Source organism: Polaribacter sp. Z022 (assembly GCF_023555495.1).
Lineage (GTDB): Bacteria > Bacteroidota > Bacteroidia > Flavobacteriales > Flavobacteriaceae > Polaribacter.
Genome location: NZ_JALCZO010000005.1, coordinates 126346 through 146113 on the forward strand (window position 1 = coordinate 126346; position 19768 = coordinate 146113).

Below are 19768 nucleotides of genomic sequence, written 5' to 3' on the forward strand. Positions count from 1 at the left end.
TTATAGAAGTTATTTAGTCTATTTCACAAATTCTTACTTTTAGTTAAATAAGCTTAATTCTTTAATAACTTTATAACCTTTAATTTTTGATATATCTAAAATAGTGTGAAACAGAAAATCTGTAGAAATTGTATCTGTTTTTTTAGATATCAGCTTACTTATTTTATCTTCATTTGTTTCTTTAAATTTTTCAGAAAACCAAATTAACATAGCAGGGTTTTGTGAAGATTTATGATTTTGAGCATGAAACCATTTACCATCTTCACCTAGTATTTCTCCATGATCAGAAAGATAAATTAAAATTGTTTTTTTTGAAGATTTTTTTAAAGTTTCAATTGTACTATTTAAAAATTCATCTAAATATAATATGGTGTTATCATAAGAATTTATAAGTTCTGATGTAGTTGATGAACCTAAATATTTACTTGATGTTATTGGTTTAAATTTTATATAATTTTCATCAACTCTACTATTATAATACCAATGACTCCCAATCATATGAATAGTACTAATTTTATTGCCATCAAACTTTTTGTTTAAAGTTGTATTGTTTAATAATTCAGCATCTTTTTCTTTATTAAGACTTAAAACAGAATGAAATTGGTCTATAACTTTTACTGTTTTGTTTGTATAAACAATGTCTTTAAAACTTTTTTCTAAAGATTGATTTCCAATCCATTCTGTTTTAAAAGATGCATTATTTAAAACAGAGTACATACTAGTTGCAACATTTGCTGTATCTAAAACTGATTTATCTGTTAATATTTGTGGAACACTAATGGCAGTATAAGTTAAAGGTGTATAAATATTTTTAAAACTGATTAAGTTTTTTTGTTTAGATAAAAGAGGGTTTGTTTCTCTAAAATAACCGTTTAAAGAAAGATGATCTGCTCTTACAGACTCTCCTAAAACAAAAATAATATGTAGATTTTCTTCATTACTTTTTAAATTTTTATTGGCATTTTTTAAAACTAAGTCAGATTTACTTAAGTATGATTGCATACTAAAAAATGATGAGTAAGGTAGTTTCCTTTTAAAAGCTCCAAAACGATAATTTTCAACAAGAAAAAAAGTTAAAACACCAATTATACTTATAATTATTAATGGAGAGTAAACAGTATTTCTTTTTAGTTTAATATAGTATTTTAAAGTAAAGCTTATAACAATTAATACCAATAAAATATATAGAATAAATTGCCAGCTTAAAGTGTCTATAGCAATATCTAATTTTGTTTCAGATATTGCTTGTATCATGCCAATATCAATACTAATGTCTTGAGTGTACACCCAAAAAGCCAAACAAGAATTTATAAAAAAGAGAATAGGAAATACAATTAAAAATAATTTTCTAATTAAGCTTAAAAAATATGTAAAACCAAAAATTGAAATTTGAAGCAATATAAAATGAACAACATACATAAATACTCCTTTTTTATCACCAAGTGGAATGTGTATATAACAAGCAAAAGTTATAAAGGTTGCTATTAGTATATTTAAAAGTAAATGAAATTGAATTTCTTTTTTATAGACTCTAATTTTTTCCATATAAAATAGGTAAATATTTATTGATGAATAAAAGTATAGGATACATTATTAAAAGTTGAAAAAAACTATACATATAATCTTCTATAATAGGAAAATTAAGACCATATGCAACTAAGATAATTCCTAGTCCTTTTACCTGATCAATCCAATTAATTCTTTTTTTATGTAAATAATGAGTTTCTATTTTATAAGTTTATTATCGTAATAATTTTATTTTCTCTGTAAAGAACACACTTTTTTTGCATTTTATTAAATGAATAGGTCTACTTATTGTAAAAAAGTAAAATAATATCAAAAAAATACTATGCATGCATAGTATTTTTTAAAAAAAAAATGTAATTTCGCCAAGAACAAAAGAATAAAAATAGAATTTTATGAAAATATTGGTTTGTATTAGTCACGTTCCTGATACCACATCAAAGATTAATTTTGCAGAAAATGATACAAAGTTTGATACAAATGGAGTTCAGTTTGTAATTAATCCTTTTGATGAGTTTTGCTTAACAAGAGCAATGTGGTTTAAAGAAAAACAAGGAGCTTCTATAACAGTTGTAAATGTTGGTGGAGCAGAAACAGAACCTACTTTAAGAAAAGCATTGGCTATTGGAGCAGATAATGCAATTCGTGTAAATGTAAATCCTACTGATGGATTTCAGGTTGCAAAAGAATTAGCAGAAGTTGTTAAAAATGGCGAATATGATTTAGTCTTAGCTGGTAAAGAATCTGCAGATTATAATGGACAAATGGTTCCTGGTATGTTAGCTGCTTTAACAGATTTTAATTTCATAAATGGTTGTGTAGGAATTGAAGTTGAAGGAAATAATGTTACAGCATCAAGAGAAATTGATGGTGGAGCAGAAACGTTATCTTCAAGTTTACCTTTAGTAATAGGAGGGCAAAAAGGAGTAGTAGAAGAGAAAGATTTACGTATACCAAATATGAGAGGTATTATGATGGCTCGTAAAAAACCTTTACAAGTTGTTGAAGCTATTGGTGGAGAAGAATCAACAAGTATTCAATCTTTTGAAAAACCTGTACCAAAAGGAGCAGTTAAATTAGTAGATGCAGACAATGTAGATGAGTTAATTAGCTTATTACATAATGAAGCAAAAGTTATATAATAATATAAAAAATTAAGAAATATGTCTGTTTTAGTTTTTGCCGATTCTTCGGAAGGAAAATTTAAGAAATCTGCTTTTGAAGTAGTTTCTTATGGATATAAAGTTGCAGAACAATTAGGTACTAATGTTGTAGCTTTAACAATAAATGTAAACGATTCATCAGAATTATATAATTATGGAGCAGAAAAAGTAGTTTCAGTAAATAATGATTCTTTAAATATTTTTAACGCTAAACAATATGCAGCAGTTGTAACAGAAGTAGCAAATGCAGAAAATGCAACTGTATTAGTAATAGATTCTAGTATAGATGGCTTGTATTTAGCACCATTAGTAGCTGTAAATTTAGAAGCAGGTTATGCTTCTAATGTAGTAGATGCTCCATCAAGTACAAGTCCATTTACTGTTAAAAGAAAAGCATTTTCAAACAAAGCATTTTCAAATACTGTAATATCTACAGACAAGAAAGTAATTGGTATTGCTAAAAATTCTTTTGGAATTCATGAGAATTCAGTTTCTGGAACAACAGAAAGTTTTAACGCTACTATTGCAGATGCAGCAGTAAAATCAGAAAAAATAGAAAGAGTTACTGGTAAGGTAACAATTGCAGATGCAGATATAGTTGTTTCTGCTGGTAGAGGTTTAAAAGGACCAGAAAACTGGGGTATGGTAGAAGAATTAGCAGATGTTTTAGGAGCAGCAACTGCATGTTCTAAACCAGTATCAGATTTAGGTTGGCGTCCACATGGAGAACACGTTGGGCAAACAGGTAAACCAGTAGCTTCAAACCTATATATTGCAATCGGAATTTCTGGAGCAATTCAACATTTAGCAGGTATAAATGCATCAAAAGTAAAAGTTGTAATTAATACAGATGCAGAAGCACCTTTCTTTAAGGCTGCAGATTATGGTATAGTAGGAGATGCATTTGAAGTTGTACCTAAATTAATAGAAAAATTAAAAGCGTTTAAAGCTTCGTAATATTTTTTGGGCGTGCCCAAATTATTATCAATTCAAAATTTATAAACCTATCAATTATTTAATTGGTAGGTTTTTTTTATCAATTAAGTTATAAAAAACTAATAATTTCGTCAGGCATTACGCACTCGCTTTTTCTTTTATTTCATTTCAATCAATAAAAGAAAAGAGCTCAAACAAATGCTCCAATCCTTCACGCAAAATTTATAATATAAAATCATTATTTTTAAAGAAATATAAGTTTTGAAGCTATTATTTTTAGTAAATTGTGCCCTCTAAAAAGTTAAAAAAACAACTTTAAAAGTTTAGAAAACACTTTTTAGTTTTATGTAAATAAATTTATGAGTTTAATTCAATTAACTATAAAAGGTATTTCTTACAGCCAAACTCAAAGTGGAGCATATGCTTTAGTTTTAAGCGAAATAGAAGGATCTAGAACTTTGCCAATTATAATTGGAGCTTTTGAAGCACAGTCTATAGCAATCGCTTTAGAAACAGAAATACGACCTCCAAGACCACTTACTCACGATTTGTTTAAAACATTTTCAGATAGATTTTTAATTACTGTTAAAGAAGTAATTATTCATAAATTGGTAGATGGTGTCTTTTTTTCTAGCCTAATTTGTGAAAGAGAAGGTAAAGAAGAGGTTTTAGATACAAGAACATCAGATGCAATTGCAATTGCAGTTCGTTTTCAGGCACCAATTTATACCTACGAAAATATTTTAGAAAAAGCAGGTGTATTTCTTAAAATTGAAGATGAATTAGAGTTAAATCAAACAGAAGAAACAGAAGAAGACTCTATAGATTTAGAAAGCTTAGGAGTTAAAAAAGAACCTTCTTTTTCAGATTATTCTTTAACAGAATTAAATAATCAATTAGATGAGGCAGTTACTGATGAAAATTATGAGTTAGCTGCAAAAATTAGAGACGAAATAAGTAAGCGCTCTTAATATTACAAAATTACATTATGAAAAAAATACTAATTGCCTTTTTTTGTTTGTTATCAGTTTCAGTTTTTTCACAAACTCCAGAAACAGCAAAAACTGTTACAGAAATATTACCTAGTGAAGGTTTTTCTTTAAGTACTCTTTGGAGAGGAGTTTTAGGTATGTTTACACTAATTGTAATTGCATTTCTTTTTAGTGCTAATAAAAAAGCAATAGATTGGAAAAAAGTTGCAATAGGTCTTTCTTTACAATTGTTAATAGCTATAGGAGTATTAAAAGTAAAGTTTATACAAGCTATTTTTGAATTTGTTGGGGGTATTTTTATAGAAATACTAGATTATACTAAAGCAGGAAGTGAATTTTTATTTGCAGGTATAGTCGGAGATATGAATACTTTTGGATACATTTTTGCTTTCCAGGTATTACCAACTATTATTTTCTTTTCAGCTTTAACTTCTCTATTATTTTATTTAGGGGTTATTCAAAAAGTAGTTAAAATTTTAGCAATTGTACTATCTAAATTTTTAGGAATATCTGGTATGGAAAGTCTTTCTGTAGCCGGAAATATATTTTTAGGTCAAACAGAAGCACCTCTTCTAATAAAAGCTTATTTAGAAAAAATGAATAAGTCAGAAATGCTTTTGGTAATGATAGGAGGTATGGCTACAGTTGCAGGGGCAGTTTTAGCAGCTTATATTGGTTTTTTAGGAGGTGGAGACAAAACTTTAGAGTTAGTTTTTGCAAAACATCTTTTAGCAGCATCAGTAATGGCAGCTCCAGGAGCAATTGTTATTTCTAAAATATTATTCCCTCAAACAGAAGCAGTAAATACAGATGTAAGCGTTTCACAAGAAAAAATAGGAACAAACATTTTAGATGCCATTGCAAACGGAACTACAGAAGGTTTAAGATTGGCAGTAAATGTTGGTGCAATGTTGTTGGTTTTTGTGGCAATTATTGCTATGTTAAATGGTATTCTTGGTTGGGTAGGAGATGTAACAACTTTAAATGGAATAATTGCTGAAAATACTGCATACAAAGCATTATCTCTTGAGTTTATTTTAGGTTCTATTTTTGCACCTTTAATGTGGTTAATTGGTGTGCCATCTGCAGATATTTCTATGATGGGACAATTATTAGGAATAAAATTAGCCGCTAGTGAATTTGTTGGTTATATACAATTAGCAGAGTTAAAAAATGTTGCAAGTGCAACACACTTAACTTACAATAAATCTGTAATTATGGCTACATACATGTTATGTGGTTTTGCAAATTTTGCCTCTATAGGTATTCAAATAGGGGGTATAGGTTCATTAGCACCTAGACAAAGAAAAGTTTTATCAGAGTTTGGTATGAAAGCACTTATTGGAGGTACAATAGCTTCTTTAATGTCTGCTACAATTGCAGGAATGATTATTGGATAAAATCTTTAGGTTATCAAAAAAAAGTTGATAACTTTATAATATAATTTTTAGCTTCAATCTATTTAGGTTGAAGCTTTTTTTATTTTAGTTACCACTAAAATTAGAAAGAATATGAAGCAGTATCATGACTTAGTTAAGCATGTTTTAGAAAACGGAAACGAAAAAGGAGATAGAACAGGAACAGGTACAAAAAGTGTTTTTGGGTATCAAATGAGGTTTGATTTGAGTGAGGGATTTCCAATGGTAACAACAAAAAAACTACATTTAAAATCTATAGTTTATGAGCTACTGTGGTTTATAAATGGAGATACAAATATTAAATATTTACAAGAAAATGGTGTTAGAATTTGGAATGAATGGGCAGATGAAAATGGAGATTTAGGACCAGTTTATGGACATCAATGGCGTAATTGGAACAGTGATGAAATAGATCAATTAGAAGATGTTATACAAACTTTAAAAAGTAATCCAAACTCTAGAAGGATGTTAGTTTCTGCTTGGAACCCATCTGTTTTACCAGATACTTCTGTTTCTTTTTCAGAAAACGTAGCAAATGGTAAGGCAGCTTTACCTCCTTGTCATGCCTTTTTTCAGTTTTATGTTGCAGATGGTAAATTGTCTTGTCAATTATACCAAAGAAGTGCAGATATATTTTTAGGAGTTCCTTTTAATATTGCTTCTTATGCATTATTTACAATGATGATTGCTCAAGTTTGTGGTTATGAAGCAGGTGAATTTATTCACACTTTTGGAGACGCGCATATCTATAACAATCATAAAGAACAATTAGACTTACAATTGTCTAGAGATATAAGACCATTACCAAAAATGAAAATCAATCCAGAAGTAAAAAGTATTTTCGATTTTACTTTTGATGATTTTGAATTACAAGATTATAATCCTCACCCGCATATTAAAGGTAAGGTAGCAGTGTAATTCTTAGAACAAAAAAGAGCTTTCAAATAAATTCTGAAAGCTCTTTTTTTATCTTTTCATAACATTATATGTTATAAGCTTAATACACTATTTTCTGCTCCAGCATAATCATTCCATGCTAAACCATCTCCTTCTAATTCATTTACATAAGTACCATCAACTAAGTATCTAAATTCATGAGAACTCCCAGACTCTAAATCAACAGTTCCTTTAAAAGATCCATTTTTTAATTTCTTTAATGGAGTAGATTTTTCATTCCACTCATTAAAACTTCCAACTACTGCTACACTTTTAGCTTCTTCAGCAGGTACAGTAAAAGTAACTTTACAAACTGGTTTGCTTTTCAAAAATTGTTTTTTAATTGCCATAATTATTGTATTCAAAATTTTAAGTAAAAGTAGAGAAGTAAATAAAGATATTAAAGATAGTTTTGTAACAATTTTGAAGAATTATGAGTTTGTTAAAATGGAAACATAAATTATTGATAATTATAAAAAAAAGGGACACTAAATTATATTTTATTTAAAAAAACGAATGTTTCTTTTAGCTTGATTTTCAGTGTTTTTAGTGCGAAAACGTATTCGAAAGAATAAAAAAACATCTTAAAAACAAGGAAAAACGTCAAATAATGATAGAATTATTTAATTTTGTTAAAAAATATAGACTATGATTACAATTATTGCCGCAATTGCAAAAAACAACGCTTTAGGAAAAGACAATGATTTAATATGGCATTTACCAGCAGATTTAAAAAGGTTTAAAAAAAGAACTTCTGGTCATCATATTTTAATGGGTAGAAATACTTTTGAGTCTATAGGTAAACCATTGCCAAACAGAACAACTATAATTATTACAAGAAATAAAAATTATTTTAAAGATGGTTGTTTAATTGCTCATAGTTTAGAAGAAGCTATTGAAATGGTGAAAAATGACGATGATATTTTTATTATTGGAGGAGCTCAAATATATAAGGAAACTATAGAAAAAGATTTAGCAGATCAATTAGATATTACCTTAGTGCATCATAAATTTGAAGCAGATGCTTTTTTTCCAGAAATAGATTTAAATATTTGGGAAGAATCTAAAAGAGAAGATTTTGTAGCTGATGAAAAAAATATTTATGATTACAGCTTTGTAAGTTATTCAAAGAAAGCTATCTAATTCTAGGCCTAAAGCCACCACCTAAGCTCATTTTATATTTTCTTTGGGCAAATAAAAAGTAATTAAATAGTTTATAATTTACTTCATATCCATAATCTATATTAGATTGATAGTCAATATTGTTTTCGTAAATATTAGAATTAAATTGAAGAGGATTTCTAACTCTATTATTCCATTCTAAAACCCAAACTCTATTTCTAGCTTCTAAATAGTTTTGAGAGTAGTAACCTTCTGGTTGTGCAACAGAATTTAAAAACGATGTAAAACCTAAATCAATTATAATAATTTGATATTCTAAACTATCGTTAGCAATAACAACTGGTTCTTCTTTTTCAATGTTTTTGTTTTTTATTGGTGATGAGCCACAGGCATAAATTACCAATCCAAAAGAAAATAAGATAAGAATTTGTTTTAATAGTTTCATAATCAGTAGTTTTGTGGAATAGTAAAGTTGCAAAAAATATTTTAAAATAGATTGATTTTTAATTCTTTTAACATTATTTTTCAAACTTAAATATAAATGATGAAACAAAGATGTTTTTGGGTTACAGATAGTGAGTTGTATAAAAAATACCATGATGAAGAATGGGGAACCCCAGTTTATGATGATAACACTTTGTTTGAATTTTTAATTCTAGAAACTTTTCAAGCGGGTTTAAGTTGGATAACAATTTTAAATAAAAGAGAAAATTTTAGAGTAGCATTTGATGATTTTAATTACAACAAAATTGCTAATTATTCTGAAGATAAATACAATTCTTTATTAAAAGACGCAGGTATAATAAGAAATAAATTAAAAATTAAAAGCGCTATTACTAACGCACAATTATTTTTAGAAGTGCAAAAAGAGTTTGGTACCTTTTCTAATTTTATTTGGGCCTATGTTAATAATACACCAATTGTAAATAAATTTGAAAAAAGAGAAGAAGTTCCTGCAACTACGCCTTTATCAGATAAAATATCAAAAGATTTAAAAAAACGAGGGTTTAAGTTTGTTGGCTCTACAGTAATTTATGCTTATATGCAAGCAGTTGGTATGGTAAATGATCATACTACAAACTGTTTTAAATGCCCTAATTAATGTTAATTTTAAATGTTCCTAAAGAAGAATTAAAGAAGATACTATCTGTTTTTAATAGAGAAATTGGTAGGTTTGTTTTATTAGATGTAAGTTGTTTTTTTATATATACTCAGCGTCATAAATTATCATCGAACAGGTTTAAAAATCAAAAGAGAATTGCAAATTTATAATACTCAAAATACATTTTATAAAGTGTAGCTAATCTATTTTAACAAAAAGTAAAACTTAATTATATGCAAATTAAGCAGGTTTCAAAAAAAGATTTAATTAACATAATAACTGTTTTTTTAAGAGAAGCAGGTTTGTTTATTGCTGCAGTATTTATTCTTTATTTTGATGGAACAAGTGTAGGTTTTAAAGAGTATAATTTACAATTTATATTAAATGTTATAATGATTATTGCTTTTGTTGCAATGATATATAGAGCTACTCCTAAAGTAAAAGAGTTAATGTTTTATGGTGTAATTTTAGGTTTTTTAGGAGAATACTTTTTTTCTGTTTACCTTAATATGTACACATATAGATTGTCTAATGTGCCATTATATGTGCCTTTTGGTCATGGAGTTTTGTACGCTAGAGTTTTAAGGTTTAGTAAGGCTTCTGTTGTAAAAAAGAATCATAAAACAGTAGAACAGTTTTTTTCAGTTTTAATATCATTATTAGCTATAACCTATTTAGTATTTTTTAACGATGTTTTTGGTTTTGTTATGACAGGTCTTGTGTTTTTAATTCTATGGAAAAGACCAAAAGATAGATTATTTTTCTTTTCAATGTATTTCTTAGTAGCTATATTAGAAATAGGAGGTACAGCTTTTGGTTGTTGGAAATGGCCAGATACAGCATTTGGAGTTATCGATTTTTTACCAAGTAATAATCCACCTAGTGGCATTAGTTTGTTTTACTTTTTGTTAGATGTTGGTTGCTTTGTTCTTTATACTCAAAGACATAAATTAGCTTGGAAAAGGTTAAAAAACATTCGTAAAATCCAGATGTAAAAATTGTATTTTTACAAAATGGCAAAAAAAGTGAAAGACCCTGGTTTTGGTTATAACTCTAAAAAGAATGCTAAAGACATTATAAATGATGATGGAAGTAGCAATGTTCTTCATATAAACAGAAAGAAAAGTATAAGTGATTTATACACTTATTTTATTGATATTTCTTGGTTTCAGTTTTTCTTTTTAATTATTCTTTCTTACACAATTGTAAATATTTTATTTGGTTTTATATACGTAGGAATTGGTATAGAACAAATAACAAAACCTAAAGGAAATTTTATAGAAGATTTGCTAAACGGTTTTTTCTTTAGCGCTCAAACTTTAACTACAGTTGGTTATGGAGGAATTGCTCCTAAAGGAATGTTGGCAAATTTTATTGCGGCTTTTGAAGCAATGATTGGGTTACTTAGTTTTTCTTTTATAACTGGGTTACTTTATGGACGATTTTCTAAGCCTAAAGCAAACCTTAAGTTTAGTGAAAACTTAATATTAAGAGATTTTAAAAAAGGAAGAGCAATTATGTTTCGTTTAATGAATAGTAGAAAAACTGTAATGATAGAACCCGAAATTAAGGTTACTTTATCTATTACAGAAAAAGATGGAAAAGGAGATTTTAAACGTAACTTTTTTACATTAAACTTAGAAAGAAACAAAGTAATGTATTTGCCTACAATTTGGACAGTTGTTCATGAGATTGATGAAAAAAGTCCGTTGTTTAATTACACAAATAAAGAGATAGAAAACTTAGATGCTTTTCTTTATATTTTAATAAATTATCATGAAGAATCTTTTGCACAAAAAGTGTATCAAATATATTCTTACGATTTTACCAAATTAAAAACAGGAGTAAAATATGTTTCTTCAGCAAGTTTTGATGAAGAAGGTTATACTGTTTTAGATCATGAAAAGTTAAGTGAAGTAAAAAAAATGTAAAACATTTTAATTGCCAAATAAAACACGTATTGCAATAAAAACAGCAATTATTATAGTTCCGTAAATTAAAACTTTTTTTCCTGCTCCTTTATAATAACGATCATGGTTTTTAATGTCTTTTCTATAGCTATACACCATTAATGCAACAAAAGCAAGAACAAAGAAAACCATAAAAACGATTCTTCCTGTTGTAAAATAAGCACTCAAAAACATAATTTATTCTTTATAAGTTGTGAATTAATAGCAAATAGTAAAACTTTATTCTTCAAAAAGTTTCTATATATTGTCTGTTTAAAATCATCCCAAAAAATGATTTTTCAAAATTACAAATTAAATGATGAACACCATCGTTTTTAGATTAACTTCTAAAACTAATTAATAAACTTAGTATATTCATGAAAAACAAAATAGCAGCAGTAACAGAATTTCATACAGCATTTAAATTAAATATGAATCAAGAACCAATAGCTCATATTGGAGAAGATAGGAATTTGCTTCGATATAAATTAATGAGAGAAGAAAATGAAGAATATTTAGAAGCAGCAAATAATAATGATTTAGTAGAAGTTGCAGATGCTTTAGGAGATATGTTATATATTTTGTGTGGTACCATTATAGAACATGGAATGCAAGATAAAATAGAAGAGGTATTTAATGAAATACAACGTAGTAATATGAGTAAATTGGGTGAAGATGGAAGTCCAATATACAGAGAAGATGGAAAAGTACTAAAAGGGCCTAATTATTTTAAGCCAAATATTGCAGATATTTTAAATAAATAAAAAAGAATTTTACTTTACAAATCTACTATACCAACTATCTTCAATAGGAATTTCCCAATAATTTTCGAAATCTACTTTTGTAGTAATTAAGTTGTCAAAAATGATGCTTTTTGCAGTTAAAGCTTTGTTTTTTAGTAGTTTTTTAAAGTCTTTAAGTTCTTTGTATTGTACAAATTCACCCTGTTTAAAACAAACATTCATTTTATCTAATAATTCTACTTCATATTCTTGTTGTAGACTTAAAATAAAAGAAACAGAAGCGTCAATATCTGCGTTTGTCAAAGTAGTATTTTCATCGTCTGCAAACAAAACTATAAAACGATTGTATAAGAATTGATAAGAAGCCTTAAAATTTTCATCATCAGATTTCCAGTTACTAATAAAGGTCTTAATTTTATTTTCAATTCCTTCAATTTCATTTGTATAAAATTTTCTGCTAGATGGATAAATCCAAACTTTAGCATCTTCAGGAATTAAGGAGTATTCTACAAACATTTTATTTAATTTTCGATGCAAATATACAGAAAAGAAAAACCGCAAATTAATTTATTAATTTGCGGTTTTTAAATATGTAATCCTTTTTTATTAAACTTCTTTAGCTTGTAAATTTTCAACAAGATTTACAAAATCATTTTGTAAGCTTTGTCCTTTATCTTTATTGTACCAAACTTGTAAATCTTGTTTAAACTTAGCATCTATAACTCCATGTTCTGCTTTGTAATCTGCAACCATTTTAGTAGCAACAGTAGGTCTTGGTCCCCAAGTGTCAATTACATTATTATCTTTATCAAGTGCAATTAATTTAGGTATTGATTTACCCCCATTAGTTAAAAACAAGTTCATTAAATCATCATTATCATCTCTTAATACAACCCTAAAATTAATTAAATCGCTAGTTTCTGAAATTTTATTAATAACAGGTAAATTTTGAGCAGCATCACCACACCAACCTTCAGCAATAACTAACCAAGTTTGGGGCTCTTTTAAAGTATTAATTGCAGTTACAGTTTGCTCAGAAATTTTAATAGTTTTATCTAAACGTTTCATTCTTCTGTCATTTAATAAACTATAACCAGTTAAGGCTTCAGATTGTGTATGACCTGTAGATTTATTTTCTGTCAATAAATTACCAACTAAATCTCTAAATTCTTGATATGTTAATGAGTTATGTAAACTCTTTTCAATGATTTCTTTCATCTCTAATAATTTTATACAAAGGTATTTTTTATCATTAAAATAACCTGTAACTTATGTTACAAATAACAATAAAACTTAAACAAATAAATAGACGAAAAAAAACGGAATACTTACAAATCTTTTAGAAATGTAAAAGTGATTGTTACAATTTTCTTAAAATAATTTTAGATGCTTTTAAAAAGTGTATTTTTACATCAATAAAATTAAATCGTGAAACAGTTAGTATATTTATTTTTGGTTACAGTATTATTTTCTTGCGGAAATAAAAATAATGATACTCAAAACAAAAATCAAGTAATTCCTAAACTTAGTAATGCTGTAGAGCATACACGTTTAGAGAATGTAAATCATAAATTTGAAAAAGAAATAGAGAACTGGCAAGATTTAAAAACAGCTACTTCTTTTATTAAGAAATTTGAAAAAGTTTCGCCCAATGAAGCAATGAGTAATGCTTTAGAGTTAAGAGATTTAGTGGCAAGTTTAAAAGATAATGAAATTCCTAATACATTCAATATTCCTTCTTTGCATGCAAGAATAAATGTTTTGCATAATGAAACTTTAAGGTTGGCAGATTTAACATTAATACCTGCAATAACATCAGAAGAAGTAAATGCACAAATAAATAAAACTATAGCTGCTTTTTCTTCTTTAAACTCTAAAATAAATACCATTTTGTCTAAAAAGAATTTTGAAGATGCAATAGATGTAGATATAAATTTTGTGGGTATAGATTCTACAAAAATGGATAGTGTTTCCATAAAAACTATAAACTCTAGAAAAAGAGAAGAGTTATTAAATAAGAACAAAAAAAATAAATAATGAAAAACTTCTTATTAATCTTAGTACTAGCAATTTCTTTTTTTAGTTGTAAATCAAAAATTGAAATTAAACCTTTAGAATCTAAATCGACAATAAAAGAAAAGGTTAATAAGGTTTTAGATGGTTGGCATTTAGCAGCATCAGAAGCAAATTATCAAGATTATTTTGGTAAAATGGATAGCGTCTCTGTATTTATTGGTACAGACGCAACAGAGAACTGGACCAAAACTGAATTCGAGTCTTTTAGCAAACCTTATTTTGATAAAGGTAAAGCATGGAGTTTTACTGCTTTAGAAAGAAATGTTTACGTAAATAATGATAGAAATTTTGTTTGGTTTGATGAGTTGTTAGATACTTGGATGGGTACTTGTAGAGGTTCTGGAGTATTAGAAAATAAGAATGGTAATTGGTTAATTAAACATTATGTTTTGTCTGTAGAAATACCAAATGATGATGTACAAGCAGTTATTTTAGCAAAGAAAAAAAACGATTCAATTTTTTTAAGTAGATATAAAAAGTAGTTTTAGTAGCTTTTTCCTGCTTTCATTACTCGCTTTTTTCGTTCCTCAAAAGAGCTCAAACATGCCATTCAATCAGGGCTAAACTTGTTTGCCAATTATTAGAGTTAAGAAACAACTTCATTAACTGTTTTATAAATTAAATCTGCTTCAAAACCTTTTCTCATTAAAAACTCTATTAGTTTTTTCTTTCTTTTGTAAATATCTGTTTCGTTAATTACCTCATTTCTATTTTCGGTAATTCTATAAATTGTATTTAAATATTCTTCCTCATCAATTTCTTTTAAAGCAGTTTTAATATTGTAGGCAGATATATCTTTAAATTTTAGTTCTCTAACAATTCGTTGTTTTCCCCAACTTTTTATTCTGAATTTACCCCTTGCAAAACTTTTAGCAAAACGTTCTTCATTTAAAAAATTATCTTTCATTAAACTTAAAAAAATCATTTCTTTAGCTTCTGTTATCAAGTTGTATTCTCTCATTTTTTGTTCCACTTCTTTGTGGCACCTGTCTTGATAAACACAGTAGTTTTCTAGCTTTCGCTTAATTTCATCAACAGTAAAGGACTTTTTTGTTTTCATTATTTTCGAAAATACAAAAAGGGATGAAACTATATAAATTTCATCCCTTTTTTATAAAAAAACTTTTTATGTAATTTTAAGAAGCTAATTCTTTTTTAGTTGTTTTAGATTTTAACCACATCTTAAATTGAGTAATTAAGTAAAATAAAATAGGTACAACAATTAAAGTTAAGAACGTTGCTATTAATAGTCCATAAATAACGGTCCAAGCTAATGGTCCCCAAAAAACAACATTGTCACCTCCAAAATAAATATGCGGATTTAACTCGCTAAATAATGTAAAGAAGTTAATATTTAAACCTATTGCTAAAGGAATTAACCCTAAAATAGTAGTGATTGCTGTTAATAATACTGGTCTTAAACGAGCTTTACCTGCAGTTACAATTGTTTTAAATAATGTTTCTTTATCTAAATATTCTCCTTCATCTAAACCAAGTTCAATCTTCTTTCTGTCAATTAATAATTGAGCATAATCTAGTAAAACAACACCATTGTTAACTACAATACCTGCTAAAGAAATAATACCCATCATTGTCATCATAATAACAAATGCATTTCCAGAAATTACCAATCCACCAAATACACCAATAAAACTTAAGAAAATAGCTAGCATAATAATACCAGGTTTAGAAATTGAGTTAAATTGGAAAATTAATATAAAGAAAATTAAAGCTAATCCTGTAAAAAACGCTCCAACTAAGAAAGCCATTTGTTTGTTTTGCTCTTCAATTTGACCTGTATAATCAATTTTAATCCCTTTAGGTAAATCTTTAAAATTCTTCATTTCTGCTTGAATTTTGCTAACAACTGCACCAGCATCTGTTTCTCCTGGAGCCAAAGCAGAATAAACAGTTACCACTCTTTTTAAATCTTTATGCTTAATAGCACTAAACCCAGAGTTGTTTTTTTGTTTTGCAATTGTAGAAACTGGTATTTCTTTAATTTTACCAGAAGCCATGTCTCTAAAGATTATGTTTTGATTAAAAAGTGCACTAGAGTTGTATCTGTCTTCCTTTTTAAAACGTACATAAACATCAAAATCATCTCCTTTTTCTTTATAAACTCCTGCTTTATTACCAAAAATAGAAGCTCTTAATTGTTGGCCAACTTGTCCTGTACTAACACCCAATTCACCAGCTTTTTTTCTATCTACAATTACTTGCATTCCTGGTTTATCTCTATTTACATCAATTTTTAATTCATCAATTCCAGAAATACTTTTGGTATTAATAAAGTCTCTCATTCTTTGAGCAGTCTGAATTAATTCAGCATAGTCATCACCTTCTATTTCAATATTAATTGGAGATCCAACAGGTGGTCCATTTGCATCTTTTTCTACAGAAATTAATACTCCAGGATAAATACCCACTAATGCTGTTTGTACTTTTTGACGTAATAACTCACTATCTAAACCTCTTCTGTATTTATACTCACGCATAGAAGCTGTAATTTTACCTTTGTTAGGCATTTCTGCTGCAGAACCCATGTCTGTTTGTGGGTTTCCAGCACCAGCACCAACTTGAGATACAAGGCTTTCTATCATAAAGTTATGGTTACCATCCATATAATCATCACTGTATAAAACGTCAGCAACTTTTTCTTCAATTAACTTGGTGATGTTATTTGTTTTTTCAATATCAGTTCCTTCAGGATATTCTATATAAACAATAATTTGGTTTGGTTTATTATCTGGAAAGAATTCTACACTTGTTCTTTGTGTGTCAAGAGACCAACCAAAAGCCATAAAAGAAGCAATTAATAAAACAAAAGTTAATACAACCAATACATATGGTTTTTTACCAGAAAGCGCATTTGTTAACCTTTTTTCATACCATCTTTCTAATCTAGGTAAAACTTTTGTTTGAAAACTATTAGCCCAATTTCTTAGGAAAAGTCTGTATATCCATAACATAATTGCAGTAAAAATCATTAGCGTTCCTAAAGCACTATATGCACTACCAGATATTAAAACTAAGATTCCTATTACAGTCATTACACTTGTTAAAATGATAATCTTTTTAAAAGGCATATCTACATCTTCTACACTCATAAATTGAGATACCAATACAGAATTGAAGAAAATAGCAACCAATAAAGATGAACCAAGAACTGTAGATAAAGTAATTGGAAGCAACATCATAAAATCTCCCATAATTCCAGGCCAAAGACCTAGTGGAATAAAAGCAGCAACAGTTGTAGCAGTAGAAATTATAATAGGAAAAGCAATTTCGCTAATTCCTTTTTTTGCTGCTTCAATTCTAGTCATGCCTTCTTCATCCATCAACCTATAAACATTTTCTACAACAACAATACCATTGTCTACCAACATTCCTAGACCCATAATTAATCCGAAAAGAATCATGGTATTCATTGTGTAGCCTAGTAAGTTTAAAATCATTAAAGACATAAACATAGACATAGGAATTGCAAATCCAACAAAAACTGCATTTTTAAATCCTAAGAAAAACATTAGTACAGTAACAACTAAAAAGACTCCAAAAATTATATTGTTTACTAGGTCATCTACTTGTCCAATAGTTTTGTCTGATTGGTCATTTGTTATTGTAACATTTAAATCTTGTGGAAAATTATTTTTAATTGCTTCTGAAACAATTTCTCTAATTTTTTCTGATGCAGCAACCATATTTTCTCCTGCTCTTTTTTTAACATCGAGCATTACTACTGGCTTACCTAACTCTCTTGCATACGTAGTTTTTTCTTTATCTTTAAAAGAAACTGTTGCAACATCTTTAAGGTAAATAGGGTTGTTAAATTCAGATTTTATTACAAAATCATTAAGTTCAGAAGGTTTATCAATTTCACCAATAATTCTAATTGTTCTTCTTTGTCCACTTGTAATAAAATTACCTGCAGACATTGTAACATTACCATTACTAATAGCTGTAGTAATATCATTAAAGCTAACTTTAGCAGCCATCATTTTATAAATGTCTACAGCTACTTCTACTTCTTTTTCTTGAGCACCTCTAATGTCTGCCTTTTTAATTTCTGGTAAATCCTCAATCTCATCTTGTAAATACTCTGCATATTCTTTAAGTTTATATACAGGATAATCTCCAGATATATTTACATTTAAAATTGGCATTTCTTCAGACAAACTAAGGTTAAAAACATTTGGTTCTATTTTAGCACCATTAAATGTTGGCCAATCTTCATTAGAAGTTTCTGTGTCAATTTCATCTTTAATAAGTTGTTTCGCTTTTTCTACAGTTATGTTTTCATCAAACTCAATAATAACCATAGAATAGTCTTCTTGAGATGTAGAAGTTACTTCAACAACATTACTTACTGTTTTTACTTTATCTTCTAATGGGTCTGTAATTAGTTTTTCTATATCTTCTGCTGTATTTCCAGGGTATACAGTACTTATGTATATTTTTGTTTCTTTTACCTCAGGAAAGTTTTCTCTTGCCATACTTAGGTAAGCAGAAATACCATAGAAGAAAAGAACAGCCATTATTACATAAATGGTTGTTTTATTACCAATTGCCCAAGATGATAGTTTAAACTCTTTATCTACTTGTTTTTTTTGTTTAGCCATCTTTAGAATTTTAATTATTGATAACTTTTACTGTTTGTCCGTTATTTACACTACGTGCACCTTCTTTAATAATTTCTATACCAGCAGTTAAGTTTTCTAAAACCTCAATAAAATCTCCTTGAGTTTTTCCTGTTTTTATAATTAACCTTTCAGCAACAGCTTCGTTGTTAGATTTTTTATTTTTAATGATATATACATATTGGTCTCCGTTTGCATTTTCAGAGATAATGCTTTGTGGTATTAATATTGCATTCGTATCTGTATAATCATTAATTTGAAGTTTAGCGGTTAAATTAGGTTTTATATTTCCGCTTTTATTAGAAACTGGAACTTCAACTTTAAAAGATCTATTGTTAGGATTTATAAAGCTACCAACTTGATTTATTTTACTTTTGATTGTTTTACCTAAAACAGGGAAATTTACATTTACAGCCTTCTCTTTTTTAATACTTGCTATATATCTTTCTGGTACTTCAGCTTCAATATACATGTTGTTTAGATTTACAATTCTAAATACTTCAGATCCTTGACCAGGAGCAAGTACTGTTCCAGGTTCTTTTACAACATCATCTATTACACCAGAAAAAGGAGCTCTAATTACAGCTTTAGATTGTTGACTTTTAAGTTGCTCTAAAGTGTTTTTTTGAGCTTCGTAATTTGTTTTTGTTTGAAGAAACTGAATTTCAGAACCAATCTTTTGTTCCCATAATCTTTTTTGACGCTCGTAAGTAGTTTTTGCTAGTTGAGTTGTAGCTTCTAATTGAGCTACTTGATTGCTCAAACCACCATCATCAATAGTAGCTAAAACTTGCCCTTTTCTAACAAATTGACCTTCTTTTACAGAAATACTTTTTAAAATTCCTGGCATTTCAGGGTATATTAAAATATTTTGTTTTGTTTTAACGTTTCCTTGAATTTCTAGATAATGTTTAAAAATTTCTTCTTTTGCTGTAAAGGTTGTTATTAATGGAAGTTTTTTAACAGTGTCTTTTTTAGATATTGCTGTATTAATTACTTCAAGATCTTTATTTATTTTTTCTAAGCTAGCAGATAATTCTTTCTTTTTAGCTGTTAATTCTTTTAGAGTTCCTGAAGTAGTTAATTCTTCAATAGATGTTGTTTCCTTTTTTCCACAAGAAATTAAAACAACTGTAATTATTAATAATGAATATATTTTTCTCATTG

The 19768-nt window shown here is 27.8% G+C and carries 21 protein-coding genes; 12 read left to right on the forward strand and 9 right to left on the reverse strand.

The genetic code is table 11. The annotated features are described in order from the left end of the window. Positions 1-39: 39 nt before the first annotated feature. Positions 40-1545, reverse strand: a complete 1506-nt coding sequence (locus MPF13_RS12320) for a phosphoethanolamine transferase (protein ID WP_249982915.1) — start codon at positions 1543-1545, stop codon at positions 40-42. 374 nt (positions 1546-1919) lie between these two features. Here MPF13_RS12320 and MPF13_RS12325 point away from each other — a divergent pair, with 374 nt between their 5' ends. The 5 genes from MPF13_RS12325 to MPF13_RS12345 all read left to right on the forward strand — a co-directional run bounded on the left by MPF13_RS12325 (position 1920) and on the right by MPF13_RS12345 (position 6951). Next, complete coding sequence (locus MPF13_RS12325) at positions 1920-2666, forward strand: electron transfer flavoprotein subunit beta/FixA family protein (protein WP_249982916.1); 747 nt, start codon at positions 1920-1922, stop codon at positions 2664-2666. A gap of 21 nt (positions 2667-2687) precedes the next feature. Then, positions 2688-3644 (forward strand): electron transfer flavoprotein subunit alpha/FixB family protein, encoded by a 957-nt coding sequence (locus MPF13_RS12330; protein WP_249982918.1) that lies wholly within the window; start codon positions 2688-2690, stop codon positions 3642-3644. Positions 3645-3982: 338 nt separating this feature from the next. Beyond that, on the forward strand, positions 3983-4594 hold the full coding sequence (locus tag MPF13_RS12335) for a bifunctional nuclease family protein (RefSeq protein ID WP_249982919.1): 612 nt from the start codon (positions 3983-3985) through the stop codon (positions 4592-4594). Positions 4595-4611: 17 nt separating this feature from the next. Beyond that, complete coding sequence (locus MPF13_RS12340) at positions 4612-6015, forward strand: NupC/NupG family nucleoside CNT transporter (protein ID WP_249982921.1); 1404 nt, start codon at positions 4612-4614, stop codon at positions 6013-6015. A gap of 111 nt (positions 6016-6126) precedes the next feature. After that, positions 6127-6951 (forward strand): thymidylate synthase, encoded by an 825-nt coding sequence (locus tag MPF13_RS12345; protein ID WP_249982923.1) that lies wholly within the window; start codon positions 6127-6129, stop codon positions 6949-6951. A 71-nt stretch (positions 6952-7022) separates the two neighbouring features. Here the strand turns inward: MPF13_RS12345 and MPF13_RS12350 are convergent, their stop codons facing one another. After that, complete coding sequence (locus MPF13_RS12350; protein WP_249982924.1) at positions 7023-7319, reverse strand: isoamylase early set domain-containing protein; 297 nt, start codon at positions 7317-7319, stop codon at positions 7023-7025. Positions 7320-7617: 298 nt separating this feature from the next. Between MPF13_RS12350 and MPF13_RS12355 the strand changes: the two genes are divergently transcribed. Next, on the forward strand, positions 7618-8112 hold the full coding sequence (locus MPF13_RS12355) for a dihydrofolate reductase (protein WP_249982926.1): 495 nt from the start codon (positions 7618-7620) through the stop codon (positions 8110-8112). Here the strand turns inward: MPF13_RS12355 and MPF13_RS12360 are convergent. Further along, positions 8105-8536, reverse strand: a complete 432-nt coding sequence (locus tag MPF13_RS12360) for a DUF6146 family protein (protein WP_249982928.1) — start codon at positions 8534-8536, stop codon at positions 8105-8107. The two genes, MPF13_RS12355 and MPF13_RS12360, sit on opposite strands and share 8 nt — an antisense overlap. 99 nt (positions 8537-8635) lie before the next feature. On the opposite strand from MPF13_RS12360, the gene MPF13_RS12365 reads away from it, so the two are divergent. The 3 genes from MPF13_RS12365 (at position 8636) to MPF13_RS12375 (ending at position 11124) form a co-directional block, all read left to right on the forward strand. Further along, entirely contained in the window at positions 8636-9193 is a 558-nt protein-coding gene (locus tag MPF13_RS12365; protein ID WP_502924446.1) for a DNA-3-methyladenine glycosylase I, read from the forward strand. A 233-nt stretch (positions 9194-9426) separates the two neighbouring features. After that, positions 9427-10188 carry a hypothetical protein gene (locus tag MPF13_RS12370; RefSeq protein ID WP_249982931.1) on the forward strand — a complete coding sequence of 254 codons (762 nt, stop codon included), beginning with the start codon at positions 9427-9429 and terminating at the stop codon, positions 10186-10188. Between the two features lie 18 nt (positions 10189-10206). Then, the gene (locus MPF13_RS12375; protein WP_249982933.1) at positions 10207-11124 is read left to right on the forward strand and encodes an ion channel; all 918 of its coding nucleotides are present in this window, start codon (positions 10207-10209) and stop codon (positions 11122-11124) included. 6 nt (positions 11125-11130) lie between these two features. On the opposite strand, the gene MPF13_RS12380 is transcribed toward MPF13_RS12375, so the two are convergent. Beyond that, positions 11131-11337 carry a hypothetical protein gene (locus tag MPF13_RS12380; protein WP_249982935.1) on the reverse strand — a complete coding sequence of 69 codons (207 nt, stop codon included), beginning with the start codon at positions 11335-11337 and terminating at the stop codon, positions 11131-11133. A 182-nt stretch (positions 11338-11519) separates the two neighbouring features. Here MPF13_RS12380 and MPF13_RS12385 point away from each other — a divergent pair, with 182 nt between their 5' ends. Continuing rightward, positions 11520-11906 (forward strand): pyrophosphohydrolase domain-containing protein, encoded by a 387-nt coding sequence (locus MPF13_RS12385; protein ID WP_249982936.1) that lies wholly within the window; start codon positions 11520-11522, stop codon positions 11904-11906. 9 nt (positions 11907-11915) lie between these two features. On the opposite strand, the gene MPF13_RS12390 is transcribed toward MPF13_RS12385, so the two are convergent. Beyond that, positions 11916-12401: an ABC transporter ATPase gene (locus MPF13_RS12390; RefSeq protein ID WP_249982938.1), complete on the reverse strand. Its 486-nt coding sequence runs from the start codon at positions 12399-12401 to the stop codon at positions 11916-11918. 90 nt (positions 12402-12491) lie between these two features. Further along, positions 12492-13103 carry a thioredoxin family protein gene (locus MPF13_RS12395; protein ID WP_249982940.1) on the reverse strand — a complete coding sequence of 204 codons (612 nt, stop codon included), beginning with the start codon at positions 13101-13103 and terminating at the stop codon, positions 12492-12494. A gap of 210 nt (positions 13104-13313) precedes the next feature. On the opposite strand from MPF13_RS12395, the gene MPF13_RS12400 reads away from it, so the two are divergent. Together MPF13_RS12400 and MPF13_RS12405 are read left to right on the forward strand one after the other, a co-directional pair. Further along, entirely contained in the window at positions 13314-13922 is a 609-nt protein-coding gene (locus MPF13_RS12400) for a hypothetical protein (protein WP_249982942.1), read from the forward strand. Next, positions 13922-14443, forward strand: coding sequence for a nuclear transport factor 2 family protein (locus MPF13_RS12405; RefSeq protein WP_249982943.1), 522 nt, complete (start codon positions 13922-13924; stop codon positions 14441-14443). Before MPF13_RS12400 ends, MPF13_RS12405 begins: the two co-directional genes overlap by 1 nt. Positions 14444-14547: 104 nt before the next feature. On the opposite strand, the gene MPF13_RS12410 is transcribed toward MPF13_RS12405, so the two are convergent. The 3 genes from MPF13_RS12410 to MPF13_RS12420 all read right to left on the reverse strand — a co-directional run bounded on the left by MPF13_RS12410 (position 14548) and on the right by MPF13_RS12420 (position 19766). Beyond that, complete coding sequence (locus MPF13_RS12410) at positions 14548-15021, reverse strand: regulatory protein RecX (RefSeq protein ID WP_249982945.1); 474 nt, start codon at positions 15019-15021, stop codon at positions 14548-14550. 76 nt (positions 15022-15097) lie between these two features. Beyond that, positions 15098-18583, reverse strand: coding sequence for an efflux RND transporter permease subunit (locus tag MPF13_RS12415; protein ID WP_249982947.1), 3486 nt, complete (start codon positions 18581-18583; stop codon positions 15098-15100). Positions 18584-18593: 10 nt separating this feature from the next. Beyond that, positions 18594-19766: an efflux RND transporter periplasmic adaptor subunit gene (locus MPF13_RS12420; RefSeq protein WP_249982949.1), complete on the reverse strand. Its 1173-nt coding sequence runs from the start codon at positions 19764-19766 to the stop codon at positions 18594-18596. Positions 19767-19768: the final 2 nt, after the last annotated feature.